The sequence below is a fragment of the Cryptosporangium minutisporangium genome (assembly GCF_039536245.1).
GTDB lineage: Bacteria > Actinomycetota > Actinomycetes > Mycobacteriales > Cryptosporangiaceae > Cryptosporangium > Cryptosporangium minutisporangium.
Genome location: NZ_BAAAYN010000044.1, coordinates 301,477 through 319,894, shown reverse-complemented (window position 1 = coordinate 319,894; position 18,418 = coordinate 301,477). Strand labels below are relative to the sequence as shown.

Below are 18,418 nucleotides of genomic sequence, written 5' to 3'. Positions count from 1 at the left end.
GGCGGAGCGGAACGTCGCGCGCTCAGCCCCGGCGGACGCGGGCGAGCTCACCCACGTCCGCCGGGCACGCGTCGATCTAAAAAGCGGTCGCGGCCGACCAGCGGGCCAGGAGGCCGGAGTCACCGGTGATCTGCGGGACCGAAGGCCGTCCCCAGAGGAACAGGTAGAGGCCGGCGATCGGGGCGGTTGCCGTGACGTCGGCGTCGGACGCGGCCGTCACCCGGGACCACTCGAACCCGGACGAGCCGATGTCGATGCACCACCGGACGTCGACGTCGGTAGCGACCAGCTCGATCGACCGCCCGTCCCCGCGGACCGCACCGAAACCGGCCAGCCGGGGTGCGTACGGAAGGATCGTCAGCAGTTCCTCTACACCATCGGTGGCCACCGCCGGATCGATGGTGGCGGGGGCGCCGAGCGCCAGTGCGGCGTCCACTCGATGGACGGTTGCCTCGTGGAGCATCCGCCGGGCCCAGAACAGCGTGGGGCGGGTTGCTCCGCCGAGCGTCCACACCTGCTGGTGCGCAGGGGCCGCGACGAGAGCGCTGATCAGCGCGTCGACGCCGGCGGCTACCCAGTCGGACAGCGCGGTCGCCTCGGTGGGGATGTCCTGCTCGTAATCCGAGAGCGGCAGCCTCTCGGTGGAGCCGGAGGAGATCATCGCGGTGACCCACCGCTCGGTCGAGCCGACGTGAGCAGCGAGCTTCGCCAGGTCCCAGGCGGGGCAGCTCGGGACCGCCGTGGTCAGGTCGGCGTCCGACAGGAGCGCGGCTAACCGATCGATCTCGCGGAACAGCGCTTTGCAGTATTCCCCGTGGTCCATGACGTGACGGTAGCTCGCCGGGAGCCCCTGTGCGTTAACCGGTCCGCGCGTCGCGGTGACGCGTTCACCCTCTGGACCGATCCACGACTCAGCGCCGACGGCGAAGATCCGACCAGCTGACCCCATACCCGGCGCTGATCGCGATGCCTAACGCGATGCCGATCAAGAAGTTGTGGAAGAGCAGACCGAACGCGACACCCAGCGCGACCCCTAAGGCGATGCCGGTGCTGGCCTTGCTCTCGGGAGACTGCTTCTTGCTCATATCTCCACGGTAAAGGGGTACGCGGATGAGGTCACCCCGCACCGGGAGGTGCCTGATGTCCGTCACATTCCGTAGCCACGACGGTACTCGACTCATCGGCACCCTGGCCGTGCCGCCGCATCCGCCGACCCGGTCGGCGGTGCTCGTCCACGGCGGTGGGGTGAGCCGCGACGAAGGCGGCTTCTACGTCCGGCTCGCCGAGGCACTCACCGCGGCCGGCATCGCCTCCCTCCGATTCGACCTGCGAGGTCACGGCGAGAGCGGCGGACGCCAGGAGGAGCTGACGTTGGCCGCCGTCGCCAACGACGTACGGGCCGCACTGGACGAGGTCAGCCGGCTCGCGGCACCTCCGACGCTGATCGGAACGAGCTTCAGCGGCGGTATCTGTGCGCTGGTGGCCGCGTCCTGCACCCTCCGGAGCCTGGTCCTGTACAACCCGCTCCTCGACTACAAGCGAAGATTTGTGGACGAGAAGCCGTACTGGTCCGGCGACCGGATCAACCCGGCGGCCGCCGCGGAGCTGGACCGCTGCGGTTACGTCGAGCACTCACCGTCGTTCAAGCTCGGGCGCGCGCTGCTCAACGAGGTGTTCCACCTGTCCGCCCGGGACGCGTTACGTCGCATCGCAACGCCCACACTGCTCGTGCACGGCAGCAAGGACACGTTCGTCAACGTCGACTCGTCGCGCGAGGCGGTCGACCAGGTGCCCGCCAAGTGCACACTGATCGAGATCGACGGGGCGCAGCACGGGTTCGCCGTGCACGACGACCCCGATTACGCGGATCCGCGGACCCGGGAGTGGCAGGCCCTGGTCATCCGCGAGACCGTCGCGTGGATCACGACCCACTGAACTCGTTGGTACCTCCTCTATAGACTCGGGTCGTGGCTCCCGGACCGGTCTTCGTCAGCCGGACCTCCGACATGGCGGAGTACCCCGCCGACCGATCGTTCGCCGAGGCGGCACTCCGCGGAATCGTCCGCGCCGAACGGACGCCCATCGACATGGAGTACTTCGCCGCACGCGACCGCGAGCCCGCGACCTACTGCCGCCAGCGCGTCCGCGAGAGCGCCGTCTACGTCGGGATCATCGGCTTCCGCTACGGGTCGCTCGTGCCCGGCGCCGAACTGTCCTATACCGAGCTTGAGTTCCGGACGGCCACCGAAGCCGGCATCCCGAGGCTGGTCTTCCTCCTCGACGAGGAGGCGCCGATACCGCGGCGCCTCGTCGACCAGGACGGAGCAGCGATCGACGCGTTCCGGGGACGGCTGTGGCGGGCCGGTTTCGTCAGCCAGCAGGTCGACACACCCGCCGCCCTGGAGCTCGCCGTCTACCAGGCGCTCCGCGAACTCGACGCCGCCGAGGCGGACGACGAGTGGCCGACGGCTCACCGAGCAGCGCTGTCCGGGCGGTACCGGCACCTGGACCTCGACGTGCTCACACCGACGGGCCACGACGACCATCCGCCGATGCGGCTCCAGTCGGTGTTCGTACCTCCGCGGGTACGTGCCGACCCGCCGCGGGGCTCGGGGAGCCCGGTCCTGGACGTCCTCGCGGGTTCCGAGCGCCACCTGGTCCTGCTCGGCGACCCGGGGGCAGGCAAGTCGACGCTGGTCCGGTTCGTGGCGCTCGCGCTGGCCGACGACGAGGGTTCGCTCCCAGCCCTCGCCGGCCACCTGCCGATCGTCGTCGAGCTGGGGTCGTACGGTCGGTGGGCCACGGAGGGCTCGGTCCTGGACTACCTGGACCGCGAGTACCGGCTGGCCGGTAGCGGGATTCCGCGCGGACGACTCGTCGACTATCTCGACGGTGGGGGTCCGGCGCTGGTGCTGTTCGACGGCCTCGACGAGGTGCTCGAACCGCAGCTGCGGGAGCTGGTGGCCCGGCAGATCGTGACGACGGTGAGCCGCTGGCCGAACCTTCGTGCGGTGGTCACTTCACGGACGGTGGGTTACCGGCGCGCTCCGTTGGAGAATGCGGGGTTCACCCACTTCGTCCTCGAGGACTTCGACGCCGGGCGGGTCGAGACGTTCCTGGCGACCTGGTACGCCCGCGCCGGTCAGCCGGACGCCGGTCACCGCTTGGAAAACGCGATTCGGAGCTCACCGTCGCTGCGGGAGCTAGCAGGCAACCCGCTGCTCCTGACGATGCTGGCGATCGCCGGGCGTCGCCACGAACTCCCCCGGGACCGACGGAGCGTCTACGCCCACGCCGCCTCCGTGCTGGTGGAGGAGTGGGACGGGAGCCGCCACCTGCGTGAAGGGCGGGTGGCGATGGACCACGTCGACCGAGACGATCGGTTCGCGCTGCTCCGGCGCGTGGCCGCGCGCGTCCAGAGCGGTGACCGTCTGACCCGCGCGGATCTGCTCGCGGAGTTCGGCGACTACCTGGCCGAGCGGTACGGCGAGCCACCGGGCCGGGCGAAGATCGTCGCGAGCGCGCTGGTCGACCAGTTCGTCGAGCGCAGCTTCCTGCTGCGCCGGTGCGACGACCGAAGCTACGTGTTCGTCCATCGGGCGTTCCTGGAGTACTTCGCCGCGGCGGCGCTCACGCACCGGTTCCGCGAGCTCTGCACCCTCCACTGGGACGACCCGGCCTGGCACGACGTCCTGGTGCTGCTGGCCGGAGTTGTGGACGTCCGCGTGGTCGGCCAGGTCGTCGACGACCTGTTAGGCACCGACCCGCTGTGGTGGCTCCGCGACCGGGCGATGCCCCGCCCGCTGCTCCTCGCGGTCCGGTGCCTCGGCGAAGTCCGTCCGGTCGGTCGGCTCGTCCCGCAGGGTCGTCGGGTGATCCGCGCGCTCATGCTCGCGTTGGTGCACGCGAGCGCCGTCGGCTCGGCGACCGCGCTCGCCGAGTTCGAGGACGGCGTCCTGCCGGTGTTGGCGACGCTCGGCGCGGCCTGGCCCGGTCGCGACGAATACCGCGACTGGTACCTCACGCACGGCCGGAGCCTTCCGTCGCCCACCGGCGTTCGGGTGCTCGGCGCGCTCTGCGCCGAAGACGAGACGATCCGACGGTTCCTGTACGACCTGGTCACCACGTCGGACGCCGCGGAACTGGCCGCCGCAGCCGTGGAAGCTCTCGCCGACCACCACCCGCACACTCCTGGCTGGCTGCACGAGCAGGCGGCCTCGGCGCACGCCGCGGTACGGGCGGCCGCGCTGCGGGCGCTGGCGCGGCACTGGCGAAGCCGGGCGGCCTTCAGGACGCTCGTCGGCCACCGCGCGCTCCACGACGACGCGCCTCTCGTCCGGGCCACAGCCGTGCAGATCCTGGGCGAGACGTGGCCGGACGGAGACAGCCTCCTCCGAACCGTCGCGGTCCAGGACCGGGCGCCGCTCCTGCGGCGGGCGGCGCTCGAGAAGCTGGCCGCGCGCTGGGCGGACGACCCCCGTACCCTGCGTCTGCTCCAGGAACGCGCGGCCGGGGATCCCCACGCCGAACCGCGCTGGGTCGCCCTCGCCGCGATCAGCCGCCTCCGCCCTCGGGAGCCGAGCACGTTGGCCCTCGTCGTCGACCGGCTGACGTTCGACGACGGTCCGCTGGTCGGCCGGCAGGCGGCCACGATCCTCCGACGCGACTGGAGCGACCACGCGGACGCGCAGAAGGCGCTTCGAGCCGCCCCCGCGACCGCCCGGCCCGTGCACGGTGACGGGTCGGCCTTCACGGTGCTCGCCGACGACACACGCCGCGACGCCGAGGCCCTGGCACAGGTTCGGTCGATCACCGAGAACTCCCGCGGATGGATCGCGCACGCGGCGGTGTACGCGCTCGCCGACCGCTGGCCGGACGATCCCGACACGCTCCGGACGCTGACCGGGCTCGTCGAGACGGCAACCGACGACGCCGTCGTCCGCACGGCCGCGATGACCGTGCTGGCCGAGCGGTGGACGCACGACCCTGACGTTCGACGACTGGTGCTGCGCCGCGCCATGGACGACTCGGCGCAGTCGGTCCGGCACAGCGTGGTCAGCATCGTGGCCCGGGTTCGGCCCGACGAGGACACCCGGCGGCTGCTGCTCGATCGGGCCGCCAACGACCCGGACGACGACGTGCGTCTGGTCGCGGTGCAGGTGCTCGCCGCCTGGTGGCCGGACGAGCCGGAGACCCTACGGACGCTCGGTGAGCGTGCGGCGTCGTCCGCGGCGGCCCTGGACGGGTTCACCGCCCGTCAGTTGCTGGCTGCTGGGTGGCCCGCCGATCAAGCCGCTCGCTGAGGTCAGCGAGCGGAGCCGGGCTCCTCGGACGTTGCGGCGTCCTCGGGTTCGGGCGTCGCAGCGTCCTCGGGTTCGGCCGCGTCGGCCGGTGCGGCGTCTTCGGCGTCGGCCGGTGCGGCGTCCTCGGTGGCTGGCGGGTCGGCGGCAGGGTCGGTGCTCGGTTCGTCGGTCAGGACGCGCAGGTTGGCGCCGGCGACGGACGCGGCGGCCGGCTGGTGGCTCTCGCTCGCCTTCTCGTACCAGGAGCGGGCCTCGTCGACCTCTCCGCGCTCCTCCGCCAGCACACCGAGATCGACCATCGCGTTCGCGGCCTGCACCGAGTCCTCGCCGCCCACCGCGTCGACGAACCACTGCCGGGCCTGCTCCGGGTTGCCCTGCTCCTTCTCCAGCACCCCGAAACCCCGCATCGCGCGGGGGGCCTCCGTGGCGTCCCCGGTGTCGACCGCCGCCTGGAACCACTTCCGCGCTTCGTCCGCCCGCCCCTCGGCGGCCTCCAGTACCCCGAGATCGACCAGCGCCGGCACCGACCCGGCCGCGATCGCCTTCTCGTACCAGCGCCGCGCGATGGCCACGCTGCCGCCGCGGTGCGCCCGGTACGCGATCACGTACGTCACGTGCTGTGGGACGTCGTCCAGCTGGTCGAGCAGGTCGCGGGCGTGCGGGTAGTCGCCGCGGTCGAACGCGGTCAGACCGATCGTGCGGCGGGCATCCGGCTCGAACGCCCGGGCGACGTACTGCCAGAACGGCCCGCTCACCGGCCGCCGCTGTCCGTCCGCGACCGCCGACAGCAGCCCGCTGCCGTAGTAGAACTCGCCGCCCTTCGCGAACACCTCGGTGAGCAGCCCGAGCTCCAGCGCCCACTCCATCGCGCGCTCGCGCCCCGGCGTCGACACCGCGGCCCGCCCGTCGAGATGTGCCAGCTCGCGCCGGTAGTCGCCGTAGAGCGTCACCAGGATCTTGGCGGTCAGCGGCACCGGCGGATCCATCCGCTGCCAGTCGGTGAGCAGGTGCAGCAGCGCCTGCCGGTCGAACCGGATGCTGCGCTCGTCGCTGTCGCCGGACAGCGCGGTCTTCACCGGCTCCAGCGGTACGAGCAGCAGCCCCACCCTGGTGGCCTTCGCGTCGGCCGGTACGTCGCTCTGGGCCTCGCGCAGAGCGTCCAGCTCGCTCGCGGTGAGGGGACCGACCTCGACCGCCGCACCCGGCACCGGGTCGGGCAACCGGGCACCGCCGAGCAGACCGGCGTGGGCGGTGACCAACGCCCGTACCCCCGCCGGGAGCTCCACCTGGCCGAGCTGCCGGAGCAGCTCGGTACCCGCGCCGTCGAACCAGAGCACCGCGCCGTTCTTCGCGTACCGCTTCGCGGCCGCGACCAGCTCGGTCAGCGGTATCCGTGGGTCCGGGTGGAACGCCAGCAGGGTGTGGTCCGGCAGGTGGGTCCTGGCCGCTTCGGCCAGGGTGCGGGTCGCACCGACCAGCCTTTTCCCGTGGACGACGATCAGCGGGGCATCGTCGGCGAACAGTTTCGCCAGCGCGGTATCGGCCTCGCGGGCGACGTAGGTGGGGTGCGGGGCGTGCACACCGAGGTCACTCAGCGAGACGTCGCCGAGGCGCGGAGGCCGGCCGCGCTGGTCAGTGATCTTCAGCACGGGTTTCGGGTTGGACCGGCCGGTCAGGGACCATCCCGCCACACCGCTCTCCTCTCGCAGTCACCGAGGTGACCACCGTACTGCGCGCTTCCGAGCGGTCCGGTGCGCGGGTTTCCCGAAAGTCGCCGTCAGAGGCTTCCCGAGGATCGCGGCTACTCGACGAAGATGCAGAACGGGTGGCCGGCCGGGTCGGCGAAGACGTAGAGCGGCTCGTCCGGATCGTCGAACCGGTCGAGGAGCGGCTCGGCCCCGAGTGCCAGCGCGCGGTCGCGCTGCGCGGTGAGCGTTTCGGGGTCGGACACCGTGAGGTCGAGGTGCAGCTGCTGCGGGTGCTGGCCCTCCGGCCAGGTCGCTCTGGGGAGTTTCTCGACCTGCTGGAACGCGAGCTGAGCCCCGCCCGGATTGCGGAGCACGAGCCAGTCCTTGTCGCCGTTCTCCGGCTCGTCCCCTGGCCGGTACTCCAAGCCGAGCAACTGCCGGTAGAACTCGGCCAGCTCCCGGGTGTCCTCGCAGTCCAACACCGTCTGTCGCAGGATCGGATAGCTCATGGCTCGTGCGTTCCGCCCGTCCCGACGCCCCAAACGTTGCGTTGACGTCGACGTCAACCCCTAGCGTCCGCCAGGTGGAATTCGGCGTCAGTTACAGCACCGCCACCGCCGGGATGGATCCGGATCGGCTCGTCGGCTTCGCCCGGCACGCCGAAGCGTGTGGCTTCGAGTCGTTCTTCGTCAACGAGCACCTCGTCCTCTATCCGGGCGCGAAGCTCGGGCCGTTCGATTTCCCGCCGGCGCTGCCCTACGCCGACCCGCTCGACTGTTTGAGCTTCGTCGCGGCGTCCACCGAACGGATCCTGTTGGGTACCGCGGTGCTGCTGCTGCCGTACCGGCACCCCGTGGTGCTGGCGAAACGGCTCGCGACGATCGACGCGCTGTCGCGGGGGCGGATGCGGCTGCTGACGGTCGGGGTCGGCACGCTGCCGGGCGAGGCCGCGGCGGTCGGCGTCGACTTCTCGAGTCGGGGCCGCCGAGCCGACGAGGCGATCGACGTTCTCCGGCTGCTCTGGCGTGGTGACGAACACGGCGTCAGTCACCACGGCGAATTCTTCGGATTCGAGAACATCTGCAGCTTCCCGAAGCCCTACGGAGTCGCCGAGCTGCCGATCCACGTCGGTGGATCCAGCCGGGCCGCCGCCCGGCGTGCCGGCCGCCGGGGCAACGGCTACTTCCCGGGCGGTGCGCTGACACCGCAGGAGCGCGTCGAACAGCTGGAGCTGGCGCGGGCGGAGGCTCGGGGTGCCGGGCGTGACCCGGACGCGCTGGAGTACACCCGGTGGGGCTCGATCGACCTGGAGCCGGCTCAAGTCGAGGCGTACGCCGCGCAGGGTGTCACCCGGTTGGTCGTGGGTGCGGAGACGACCGAGCAACTGTCGGCGTTCGCCAAGAGGTTCAACCTCGCCTGAGCCCGACGCGCGGGATGGTTGTCGCGCCTTCGGGGCGGTGGCTGCCTCGCGAAGCCGTGAACCGTTCGGTCGGGTGAGTGCGATGTTGGGGTGTGGACACTTCGCCGAGCGACGCCGAGCTGCTGGCGCGGGCAGCGGCCGGTGAGCGCGCCGCGTTCGAGGCGTTCTACCGCCGCCACGCCGGCTGGCTCGTGCTGCGCCTGCGGCACCGGTGCGACGACCACGCGGTGGTCGACGACGTCGTCCAGGAGACGTTCCTGGGTATTTGGCGGGGCGGCGCCGCGCGCTACCGCGAGCAGGGTGACGTCACCGGATGGCTGTGGCGGATCGGCTCCCGTCGCCTGGTCGACGCCCTGCGCAGGCAGAGCGCCAAGGAGCGCCTGCGCCAGCTGATGACCCGGTTCCGCGGCGGCCCGGAACCCTCCGCCGAGGACGTCGTGCTGCGCGGCGTCCAGCACGGCGATCTCGCGGGGGCGCTCGCGCGGCTCTCACCGGAGTTACGCGCCGTCCTGCAGGCCACCGTGCTCGACGGGCTGACCACCCGCGAGGCCGCGGTCCTGCTCGGCATCCCACCCGGAACCGTCAAGACGCGGGCGATGCGAGCCCGCCGGCAGCTGCGCCAGGAGCTGGCATGAACTCACGGTGGCACGTATCGCAAGCCGACCTGGCCGGGTACGCCGCAGGCACCCTGCCGGTGCCCGCCCTGTGGTCGGTGGAGGCGCACGTCGCGGCGTGCGCAACCTGCCGGGACGAACTGAGCGCCGTCGCCGGACCGACCGTGGTCGACGCCGGTTGGGAGCGGCTCGACGCCGAACTGGACGCACCGCGGCCCGGGGCGATCGAGCGGTTGCTGGTCGCGTGCGGCGTCCCGGAGTACACCGGGCGACTGCTCGCGGCGACCCCGGCGCTGCGGGGGTCCTGGCTCACCGCGGTCGCCGTGACGCTCACACTCGCCGCCCTGCTGGCCCAGTACGTCGATCCGGTCGTATTCCTCGCGCTGACACCGCTGCTGCCGCTGATCGGCGTCGCTGTCTCGTTCGGGCCGGGCATCGACCCGACCTACGAGACCACGGTCGTCGCCCCGTTCTCCACGTTCCGCCTGCTCCTTCTCCGCTGCGCGGCCGTGCTCTCGGCCAACACCGTCCTGGCGGCCGCCGCCAGCCTGACGATGGCCGAGTACGGCCTCCGGATCGTCGGCTGGTTCCTGCCGTCGCTGGCCCTGACCATCGTGACGCTGCTCCTGACGCCGCGCCTCGGCTCGGTACCGGCCGCCGCGGTGGTCGGGCTCGGCTGGTTCGGCGTGGTCTTCAGCACCGACGCACTGCACTCCACGTCCTCGGCGCCGTACTCGGTGGCCGGACAGTCCGCCATCGCCGCAGCCGCCCTCGTCGCGGCGATAGCCCTGCGGCACCAGATCGCCGCGTTCGACCGCACCCGTCCGACCGCCTGGAGGCCTCGATGACCACGTCGACCGATTTCGCCGTCCGTGCGACCGGTCTCTCGCTCCGCTACGGACGGACGGTGGCGCTCGACGACGTCTCGTTCACCCTGGGCACCGGCGTGACCGGTCTGCTCGGTCCGAACGGAGCAGGCAAGACGACGTTGCTGCGGATCGTCGCGACCGCGGTGACCCCGGACTCGGGGAACCTGCGGATCTTCGGGCACGACCCGCTGACCGGCTCCGGCCGGCTGGCCGCCCGGCGTCGGATCGGATACCTGCCGCAGGATCCCGGGTTCCACCGCTCGTTCACCGCGTTCGAGTTCGTCGACTACGTCGCGATCCTCAAGGAGCTGACCGACCGGCGGAGCAGGCACGCCGAGGTTCGGCGTGCGCTGGACGCAGTCGGCCTGAGCGACCGGCGCGGTGATCGGATCCGGACGCTCTCCGGCGGCTCCCGCCAGCGAGTCGCCCTGGCGGCGGCGCTGGTCGGCGATCCGGACGTCCTCATCCTCGACGAGCCGACCGTCGGCCTCGACCCGGAACAGCGCATGCGCTTCCGGGAACTCGTCGCCGAGATCGCCGAGGAACGCACGGTCCTGCTCTCCACTCATCAGACCGAGGACGTCACCTCGCTCTGCCGCGAGGTGATCGTCCTGGACCACGGCGGGGTGCGGTTCAGCGGCTCGCCGGCCGACCTGACCGCGCTCGCCAGCGGCCGGGTCTGGACGAGCAGCGAGCGGGAGCCGAACGCGCTGGTGTCCTGGCGGACCGGCACGGGCCTGTTCCGGCACGTCGGCGATCCGCCGCCCGGGGCAGAGCTGATCGACCCGACGTTGGAGGACGGTTACCTGACGCTGGTGGACCTGGCCGCGGCCGGTGCCCGATGACCGCGGTGCTGACACCGCCGTCCCAGGACGTGACGCCGGATCGGAGCCGGGCCCTGCGGGCGCTGGCCCGGGTCGAGGCCGTCAAGCTGCTGCGGTCGCCGATCACCATCGTGGCGGCGGTGCTGTTCCTCGCACCGTGGATATACGGATGGGTGAGCGGATCGATCAACCGCTACCCGGTGCTGCACGAGGACGCCGTGACGGTGCAGTTCCTCTCGCTGCTGGTGCTGGGTAACGGAGCACTCGTCGCGGCCAACTTCGCCGCGTTACGCGCGCACCGGCACCGCGCCGACGCGCTGTTCGACGTGCTCGTGCTGCCGCAGTCGTGGCGGACCGGAGCACTGCTGGTGGCGGTACTCGCGCCGACCGGGTTGGCCGTCGTCCTGGTGGCGGTGCGCGCGGGCGTGCTCGCCGCTCTCCCGGGCGCCGCCGGGGTGGTGAACTGGGCCGACCTGCTCACCGGCCCGGCGGTCGTCGCGCTGCTCGGCACGGTGGGTGTGCTGCTCGCGCGGATCGTCCGCTCGGCCGTGGTGGCACCGCTGGTGGCGCTGGTGCTCACGTCGTGTGCGTTCATCGCTCCGGTCGGCGCAGCGTCCGAAGTGCGGTGGCGACTGTTGCTACCGATCATCTCGCCGGAGTTCCCGATGCCGGTTCCGTTCGAGCTGCTGGAGCGGCCGGCCGGACGACACCTGCTGTACCTGGTGGGGTTGATCGGGGCGCTCGCCTTGCTCGCGCTGGTGCGATCCGGTGCGCGTCGGATGTGGGTGGCGGGGGCCCTGACACTGATCGTGCTGGCCGGAGGCGCGGCCACGCAGTTCCGCACCGACCCGTCGGTACGCGAGGCACGACTCGCGGCGACCAACGACCCGGCGTCGGTACAGACCTGCCGAACCGTCTCGGACGTGCGGTACTGCGCATTCGACGACTTCGCGCCGTGGATCGAGGACTGGGACGCCGTGCTCCGGAGCGTCCGCAGGGCGGTGCCGGAGGTGGCCGGCCCGCCACTCGCCGTCCGGCAGCGGGTTCTGGCGGTCGGCTATCCGGAGGACGGCACGGTGGTTACGCACGAGGAAGACGTGGCCCGCGCCGAGGCCGTCGAGCAGGCGAACGTCGCCGCGGGCACGCCGGAGGCCGTTCCGGTCGGCACCCAGTGGGGCGACGACAAGGCGGCGGCGGTGTTCGCCGGCGCGGTCGCCTATCGGCTGATCACCGGCGGGTCCTGGCGGAGCGGGCTTCCGGTGTGCGGGTCTCGAGGCGCGCTGCTGATCTGGCTGGTCGGCCAGGCATCGGAGCGAACCGCCGACGGACTGCGCGAGTTGGACGAGACCAGCTGGAACTCACTGGTGCTCGGTGACTCCAGCGGCTTCTCGATGCTCAGCGTCCCGGATGCGGACGCCGCCGCCGGGCTCGCGCTGCTCGACAAGCCGGACGCGCCGAAGGTGGTGCGGCAGCACTGGGACGAGCTGATCGCGCCCGGGACCGACGCGAATCGGTTCGCCGCGCTCGTCGGTGTCCCGGCCGCCCCGCAGCTCCCGGCCGCGGAGCGGATGCAGTGCTGAGGTTCGCGCTGGCCGCAGCGTGGCCGACCGTCCGCGCCGCCCGCACCGGACCGTTCCTCCTCGCGGCGGCTGCCGGGCTCCTCCTGCTCGCCGTGCCGGCCGCGCTGAACACCGCGCTCGACCCCGAATCGCTCACGCTGCAACTCCGGCTGGCCGCCGTCTGCGCGGGTATCGGTGCGGTGTTCCTGCTCGACGACCCGTCGAAACCCACGACCCTGGTGGTTCCCGGACCGGCCTGGGTGACCACCGCACTCCGGGTAGGGCTCGCGCTCGGCGTCGCCGCCGTCTGGTGGGTCGTGGCACTGACGATCGTGCTGACCGGCGCCGAGGAGGGCGTCGGAGATCTGCTGCTCCTGCCCGGCACGACGCTCGAGGCGGCGACGATCATCGTCCTCGCGCTCGCGCTCGCGGTGGCCGGGTACCGGCTGGCCGAGCGTGGGGTGGCCAGCGCGATCACCGCTCCGGCCCTGCTGGTGGTCGTCGGTGCGGCGGCGCTGCTCCCGCGGGGCGTGGCGCTGTTCGTCGGGGTCACCGATCCGGCCTGGGCCGCCGCGCACGACCGCTGGGGCGTCGTGCTCGCCGGTGCGGGCGCGGCACTGCTGATCGGAGCGATCGTGCGGCGCTAGGCCGGCTAGCTTGCGCCTCCCCCGAGGGGAGGCGCGAGGCTACGGCTCGTGGAGCTCTACTCGATCGGCGACCTGGCCCGGCGCACCGGGCTCACGGTGAAGGCCATCCGCTTCTACGCCGATCGCGGCGTCGTGCCACCGTCCAGCCGGAACGCCGCCGGCCACCGCGTCTACGACGAGGACGCCGCCGCCCGCCTCGACCTGGTGCGCAGCCTCCGCGACCTCGGCGTCGACCTGGCCACGATCCGCCAAATCCTCGACCGCGAGATCACGCTGGCCGACGTCGCGACCGCGCACGCCGAGGCACTCGACGTCCAGATCCGCACGCTGCGCTTCCGCCGCGCCCTGCTCGTCGCGATCGCGAAGCACGGGCCCACCACCGAGGAGATGAGCCTGGTGCACCGACTCGCCGCACTGTCCGAGGACGAACGGCGTCGCCTGGTCGACGACTTCCTCGCCGCGACGTTCGACGGGCTGGACGACGCCGACCCGGCTTTCGTCGGGATTCGTCGCTCGCTGACCCCGGAGCTGCCGGACGGGCCCACTCCGGCCCAGGTCGACGCCTGGGTCGAGCTCGTCGGCCTGGTCCAGGACCCCGAGTTCCGGGAGCGGATGCGCCGGCTGGCCGGGCGTCACGCCCAGGACCGCGCACCAGGCACGCTTCCCCGCCCGGAGGCCGTCGCCGTCGTCCGGGACCACCTGCCGCCCACCGCCACCGCGATCCCGCCCGCCTCGTCCGCCGCCGACGAGCTGGTCGCCGCGGTGGTGACCGCGTACGCCGGTGTCACCGGTGAGCCGGACAGCCCGCACCTGCGGAAACGCCTGCTCGCTCGGCTGGAGATCGCAAACGACCCGCACCGGGAGCGGTACGAGCAGCTGCTCTCGGTGGTGAACGGATGGTCACCACCTGACCCCGTCGGCCCCGCGCTGACCTGGTTCGTCGCTGCGCTCCGGGCCCGGACGGCGGCCGGGTGAGACTTCCGCCGTGTGCCGAGCGATGAGTGAACCTGGTTAGGTGTGAATATGCCCGCTTCCGATGACGTCCTGACCGCACTGGTCGAATTCGTCGCCCGGACCGACAGGTACGAGCCGGATGCGCCGATCCACACCGAACTCGACGTCAACGGCGTACGTCTGACCGTGCGCGCACCGGTCGCGCGCGCACTGGCCGAGGCGTTGCGGGCCTACCACGACCCACGCGATCACGGACGCTGCGATCACTGCGGCAGCCACCAGATGGACGCCAACTTCCAGTGCCGGGAGTGCGGCCGCCTCAGCGGGTTGTTCGGACAGATGGTCGCCGAGCGGCTCGACGAGTACGCCGAGCCCACCGCCCTGCCGGGCCAGCGAAAACTCCCGGCGGGATCCGGAGACGTTCCGCATGGCGGTTGACCGGGACGTTCGCCAGGCGGAAGTCACCGGGGCCGTTCGCGCCACCTACCTCGCCTTCGCCGTCTCCGGCTTCATCATGGCGAGCTGGGCGGCACGGATTCCGCAGGTCCGCGACCGCCTCGATCTGGACGCCTCGCGCCTCGGGCTGGTGCTGCTCTGCCTGGCTTTCGGTTCGGTCGTCGCACTTCCGCTCGCCGGCTGGGTGGTCTCCCGCTTCACGTCGCGCCGGACCGTGGCCGCGATGGCGCTGCTCACCACCGTGGGGCTGCTGGCGATCGCGTTCGGTCAGCTCGCCGGCGTCGCGCCGGTAGTGGTCGGGCTGTTCCTGGTGGGCTTCGCGAACGGCATCTGGGACGTCGGGATGAACGTTCAGGCCGCGGTCGCCGAGCGGTTGGCCGGCCGGTCGATCATGCCCCGGTTCCACGCCGGGTGGAGCGCAGGCACCGTGGCGGGCGCGCTGGTCAGCACGGTGGTCGTCGCCGCGGGCGTTCCGGTCGTCGTCCACCTGAGCGTCGTCGCCGTGCTGGTCGGGATCGTCGTCCCGGTCGGCGTCCGGGCGTTCGTACCGGACGTGGACGCCGACGAGGAGCCCGTGGCCGGACGGGCCATCGACGCCTGGCGGGAACCGCGCACTCTGCTGATCGGCGCGGCCGTGCTGGCGTTCGCGTTCGCCGAGGGAGCGGGCAACGACTGGATCGGCATCACGATGATCGACGGGTACTCGACATCGGACACGATCGGGACGCTGGCGTTCGCGACGTTCCTCGCGGCGATGACCGCTGCCCGCTGGATCGGCCCCGGCCTTCTCGACCGGTACGGCCGGGTGCCGGTGGTGCGCACGCTGGCGGTGGTGGCGGTGGTCGGCGTTCTCCTCTTCGTGGCCGGTCCGGTCGCCCCGGTCGCGTTCGTCGGGGTACTGCTCTGGGGCATCGGGACGTCGCTGGGCTTCCCGGTCGGCATGAGCGCCGGTGCCGACGAGCCTCGCCTGGCCGCCCGACGAGTGAGCGTCATCGGCTCGATCGGCTACTGCGGTTTCCTCGCCGGACCGCCCCTGATCGGCTTCTTCGGCGACCACGAGTCGCTCCGGCGCGCGCTGATCAGCGTCGCCGTGCTCCTCGCCGTCGCCGGCTTGCTCGCCACCACACTCCGCCCCCCGAAGGCAGACGCATGATCGACATCCTCCCGGTCGCCGCCGCGGACGCCGGGGAGCTGCTCACGCTGCAGCGCGCGGCGTACGTCACCGAGGCACGCCTCTACGGCGACCCGAACCTGCCGCCGCTCGTCCAGACGCTGGCGGAGCTGGAATCCGAGCTCGCCGGGTCACTGGCGCTCAAGGCGGTCGCCGGTCACCGCATCGTCGGTGCGGTACGCGCCCGGGTGGAGGACGGCACCGTCCACGTCGGTCGCCTCACGGTCGCGCCGGACCAGCAGGGCCGCGGCGTCGGTTCGCGCCTGCTGGACGCGATCGAGCAGGCGTCCGGTGTGGCCGCCGCGGCGCTGTTCACCGGACATCTCAGCGAGGGCAACCTCCGCCTCTACATCCGGCACGGTTACGTCGAAACACACCGCACCGCACTCCGCCCCGGTGTGGACCTGGTTCATTTGCGTAAGGATCTCGGGGCATGGACGTCATCCTGATCCCCGGCCTGTGGCTGGACGCCTCGTCCTGGGACGCCGACATGGTGAGCGGCTTCGACGCCGCCGTGGACCGAACTCGGGCAGCCAGATCCTGATGCGCGTTCTTCTCGGCGTGGCCGGTGGGCTGCTGCTCGTCTGGCTGCTGCTGGTCGGCGCGCTCTGGATCGCGAGCCGACGCGGCGATCCGGTGACGCTGCGGGAGACGATGCGCCTGCTGCCGGACGTCCTCCGGCTGCTGCGGCGGCTGGCGGCCGACCGCACGCTGGGCCGGGGTGTCCGCGTGCGGCTCGCGCTGCTGCTGGGTTACCTGCTGCTGCCGATCGACCTCGTTCCCGACTTCCTCCCGGTGATCGGGTACGCCGACGACGCGGTCGTCGTGGCGTTGGCGCTGCGCTCGGTGGCGCGAGCGGCCGGCCCCGACGCGTTGGCCCGCCACTGGCCGGGCACCCCCGCGGGCCTGGCCACGCTCCACCGCCTCTGCCGGCTACCGCCGCCGTGAGGTCACGGGTTCTCGGCCTCCCAGAGCGCGAGCTGGCGCGGGCCCGCGCTGTTGACGGTGCTGTGCTGCCCGCTCTGCAAGCACCGGGCGCACGTCACCGGATCGTCGGTCGGTACCAGCGCGTCGAGCTCGAACCCGGCCACACCCACCCGGCACGCCGGCGCCGGAACCCGGATCTCCCCCAGCCAGCGTTCGGGGTGCACGGCGTGGACGACGGCCGAACCGCGTACCCGTCCGTTCCGCCCGACGAACCGCTCCACGACCTGGGCGGCAACGCTGGCGAAGGCCTCCACGACCGTAGTCATGCCTTCGGTGTACCACCCGGCTCCGACATTTCAGTCCCTCAGACCCCGATTTTTGCCGGCGGAGCCGCGTCGGCCGCGGGCGGAACCGCAGCGGCTTCCCCACCTTCGGTCGGGCTGCTTTCGGTCGCTCGGACCAGGGCGACGCCGACCAGCACGACCAACCCACCGACCAACTGCAGCGCGCCGGGGACCTGGCCGACCGACAGCGCGGCGAACAGGACCGCGAACAGCACCTCGGTCAGCCCGACGAACGACGCCACGGTCGCACCGAGCAGCCGGGCCGCGCCCACGCCGGCCGTGTAGGCGATCGCGGCCGCGACGACCGACAGCCCCAGCACCGGCACCAGCCAGCTCATGTTTCGCCCGAACAGCTCGACATCGGTGGTCGCCGCGTGCACCGGCAACGCGCCGAACAGCGCGAACGCGCCAAGTGTCAGCGCGCCGACGACCATGCCGCCCCAGGCGACGACGAGCGGCGGCACCGCGTCGTCCTGCCGGGCCGAGAGCACGAAGTACACGGCCAGCCCGGTGCCGGCGAGCAGACCCCAGATCACACCGACGGCGTCCAGGCCCCCGGACGGATCGAGCACGAGCACCAGCCCCAGTACCGCCGCGACCACGCCCAGCAGCGTCAACCAGCGCGGACGCCGACGGTGGCGAACCCACATCCAGAACACCACGAGCACGATGCCCATGTACTCCAGCAAGAGCGCGACGCCGACGTCGAGTCGCTGCACCGCATTGAAGAAGAACAGCTGGCAGCCGGCGACCGCGACCGCACCGTAGAGCGCGACGACACCCAGGCTCGACCGCAGCGCCCGCCATCGGCCGCGCAGCGCGAACAGCGCCGGTCCGGTCAGGATCAGCGCGGCGAGCGAGATGCGGGTGGTCACCACCGCGCCGGACGTCCAGCCGGACGACATCAGCGCGCCGCCGAAGCTGCCGGCCGTGCCGAACGCGACGGCGGAGACCAGCGCGAGGCCGAGACCCACGACACCACGGCGCCGGTCGGCGTAAGAGGCAATCCTCGTTACACTCATGACCCGAACCTAGGAGCCCTTCGGTAAGGAGTCAAGGTGCTTTTTGCTCATGACACCGAGGCGGCCCTCGTCGCGGCCGCCGAGCTGGTGAACACCGCACACCCGACCCCGGACGCTCTCGCAGGTCCGGCCGACGTCGTCGCGTTCGTCGAACGCTGGAGTTACTCCGGCCGGATCGCCGGTGACCAGGCGGAGTTCGAGGCCGTGCGGGCGGTGCGGCCGCGACTGGAGCGGCTCTGGCACGCCGACCGTGACGAGGTCGTCGCCGAGACGAACGCGATGCTGCGGGAGACCGGCGCGCTTCCGCAGCTGGTCCGGCACGACACCTGGGACTATCACCTGCACGCGATCTCGGCCGAGGCCGACCTGGCGGTCCGGATCCTGGTCGAGACCGCGATGGCGATGGTGGACGTCGTCCGCATGGACGAGCTGGGGCGCCTGCGGGTCTGCGCCGCGGACGACTGCGACGACGTCCTGGTCGACCTCTCCAAGAACCGGTCGCGGCGGTTCTGCGACGGTGGCTGCGGAAATCGCACGAACGTGGCGGCGTACCGCGCTCGCAAAGCCGGTCGCTGACCGGCCCTACGCTGGGCCTCGGCGTGACGGCCGTAACCGGGGAG

The 18,418-nt window shown here is 72.1% G+C and carries 20 protein-coding genes; 14 read left to right on the top strand and 6 right to left on the bottom strand.

Going from position 1 to position 18,418, the window contains the following annotated elements:
* Positions 1–76: 76 nt before the first annotated feature.
* Positions 77–823 carry a maleylpyruvate isomerase family mycothiol-dependent enzyme gene (locus ABEB28_RS31880; RefSeq protein WP_345731951.1) on the bottom strand — a complete coding sequence of 249 codons (747 nt, stop codon included), beginning with the start codon at positions 821–823 and terminating at the stop codon, positions 77–79.
* Positions 824–911: 88 nt separating this feature from the next.
* Positions 912–1,085: a glycine zipper domain-containing protein gene (locus ABEB28_RS31875; RefSeq protein ID WP_345731950.1), complete on the bottom strand. Its 174-nt coding sequence runs from the start codon at positions 1,083–1,085 to the stop codon at positions 912–914.
* A 55-nt stretch (positions 1,086–1,140) separates the two neighbouring features.
* Between ABEB28_RS31875 and ABEB28_RS31870 the strand changes: the two genes are divergently transcribed.
* A complete protein-coding gene (locus ABEB28_RS31870; RefSeq protein WP_345731949.1) occupies positions 1,141–1,935 on the top strand; it encodes an alpha/beta hydrolase in 795 nt (264 codons plus the stop codon).
* 32 nt (positions 1,936–1,967) lie between these two features.
* A complete protein-coding gene (locus ABEB28_RS31865; protein ID WP_345731948.1) occupies positions 1,968–5,303 on the top strand; it encodes an NACHT domain-containing protein in 3,336 nt (1,111 codons plus the stop codon).
* 2 nt (positions 5,304–5,305) lie between these two features.
* Here the strand turns inward: ABEB28_RS31865 and ABEB28_RS31860 are convergent, their stop codons facing one another.
* Together ABEB28_RS31860 and ABEB28_RS31855 are read right to left on the bottom strand one after the other, a co-directional pair.
* Positions 5,306–6,994: a tetratricopeptide repeat protein gene (locus tag ABEB28_RS31860; RefSeq protein WP_345731947.1), complete on the bottom strand. Its 1,689-nt coding sequence runs from the start codon at positions 6,992–6,994 to the stop codon at positions 5,306–5,308.
* 110 nt (positions 6,995–7,104) lie between these two features.
* On the bottom strand, positions 7,105–7,500 hold the full coding sequence (locus tag ABEB28_RS31855; protein WP_345731946.1) for a VOC family protein: 396 nt from the start codon (positions 7,498–7,500) through the stop codon (positions 7,105–7,107).
* Positions 7,501–7,574: 74 nt separating this feature from the next.
* On the opposite strand from ABEB28_RS31855, the gene ABEB28_RS31850 reads away from it, so the two are divergent.
* The 11 genes from ABEB28_RS31850 to ABEB28_RS31800 all read left to right on the top strand — a co-directional run bounded on the left by ABEB28_RS31850 (position 7,575) and on the right by ABEB28_RS31800 (position 16,453).
* Positions 7,575–8,411 carry a TIGR03619 family F420-dependent LLM class oxidoreductase gene (locus ABEB28_RS31850; RefSeq protein WP_345731945.1) on the top strand — a complete coding sequence of 279 codons (837 nt, stop codon included), beginning with the start codon at positions 7,575–7,577 and terminating at the stop codon, positions 8,409–8,411.
* Between the two features lie 92 nt (positions 8,412–8,503).
* Complete coding sequence (locus tag ABEB28_RS31845; protein ID WP_345731944.1) at positions 8,504–9,046, top strand: RNA polymerase sigma factor; 543 nt, start codon at positions 8,504–8,506, stop codon at positions 9,044–9,046.
* Entirely contained in the window at positions 9,043–9,873 is an 831-nt protein-coding gene (locus ABEB28_RS31840) for a cupin domain-containing protein (RefSeq protein ID WP_345731943.1), read from the top strand. The genes ABEB28_RS31845 and ABEB28_RS31840 overlap by 4 nt, the downstream gene beginning before the upstream one ends.
* A complete protein-coding gene (locus ABEB28_RS31835; protein ID WP_345731942.1) occupies positions 9,870–10,739 on the top strand; it encodes an ABC transporter ATP-binding protein in 870 nt (289 codons plus the stop codon). Before ABEB28_RS31840 ends, ABEB28_RS31835 begins: the two co-directional genes overlap by 4 nt.
* Positions 10,736–12,298, top strand: a complete 1,563-nt coding sequence (locus tag ABEB28_RS31830; protein WP_345731941.1) for a hypothetical protein — start codon at positions 10,736–10,738, stop codon at positions 12,296–12,298. The genes ABEB28_RS31835 and ABEB28_RS31830 overlap by 4 nt, the downstream gene beginning before the upstream one ends.
* On the top strand, positions 12,292–12,924 hold the full coding sequence (locus tag ABEB28_RS31825) for an ABC transporter (protein ID WP_345731940.1): 633 nt from the start codon (positions 12,292–12,294) through the stop codon (positions 12,922–12,924). The genes ABEB28_RS31830 and ABEB28_RS31825 overlap by 7 nt, the downstream gene beginning before the upstream one ends.
* Before the next feature lie 48 nt (positions 12,925–12,972).
* Positions 12,973–13,899, top strand: a complete 927-nt coding sequence (locus ABEB28_RS31820) for a helix-turn-helix domain-containing protein (RefSeq protein WP_345731939.1) — start codon at positions 12,973–12,975, stop codon at positions 13,897–13,899.
* A gap of 48 nt (positions 13,900–13,947) precedes the next feature.
* On the top strand, positions 13,948–14,316 hold the full coding sequence (locus ABEB28_RS31815; protein ID WP_345731938.1) for a hypothetical protein: 369 nt from the start codon (positions 13,948–13,950) through the stop codon (positions 14,314–14,316).
* Positions 14,306–15,487 carry an MFS transporter gene (locus ABEB28_RS31810; RefSeq protein ID WP_345731937.1) on the top strand — a complete coding sequence of 394 codons (1,182 nt, stop codon included), beginning with the start codon at positions 14,306–14,308 and terminating at the stop codon, positions 15,485–15,487. The genes ABEB28_RS31815 and ABEB28_RS31810 overlap by 11 nt, the downstream gene beginning before the upstream one ends.
* A complete protein-coding gene (locus ABEB28_RS31805) occupies positions 15,484–15,954 on the top strand; it encodes a GNAT family N-acetyltransferase (RefSeq protein ID WP_345731936.1) in 471 nt (156 codons plus the stop codon). The genes ABEB28_RS31810 and ABEB28_RS31805 overlap by 4 nt, the downstream gene beginning before the upstream one ends.
* A 94-nt stretch (positions 15,955–16,048) precedes the next feature.
* Positions 16,049–16,453 (top strand): YkvA family protein, encoded by a 405-nt coding sequence (locus ABEB28_RS31800; RefSeq protein ID WP_345731935.1) that lies wholly within the window; start codon positions 16,049–16,051, stop codon positions 16,451–16,453.
* A 2-nt stretch (positions 16,454–16,455) separates the two neighbouring features.
* Here the strand turns inward: ABEB28_RS31800 and ABEB28_RS31795 are convergent, their stop codons facing one another.
* Entirely contained in the window at positions 16,456–16,758 is a 303-nt protein-coding gene (locus ABEB28_RS31795; protein ID WP_345731934.1) for a hypothetical protein, read from the bottom strand.
* A 38-nt stretch (positions 16,759–16,796) separates the two neighbouring features.
* Positions 16,797–17,798 (bottom strand): EamA family transporter, encoded by a 1,002-nt coding sequence (locus ABEB28_RS31790; RefSeq protein ID WP_345731933.1) that lies wholly within the window; start codon positions 17,796–17,798, stop codon positions 16,797–16,799.
* Between the two features lie 36 nt (positions 17,799–17,834).
* On the opposite strand from ABEB28_RS31790, the gene ABEB28_RS31785 reads away from it, so the two are divergent.
* A complete protein-coding gene (locus ABEB28_RS31785) occupies positions 17,835–18,374 on the top strand; it encodes a CGNR zinc finger domain-containing protein (RefSeq protein WP_345731932.1) in 540 nt (179 codons plus the stop codon).
* The last annotated feature ends 44 nt before the right edge of the window (positions 18,375–18,418 follow it).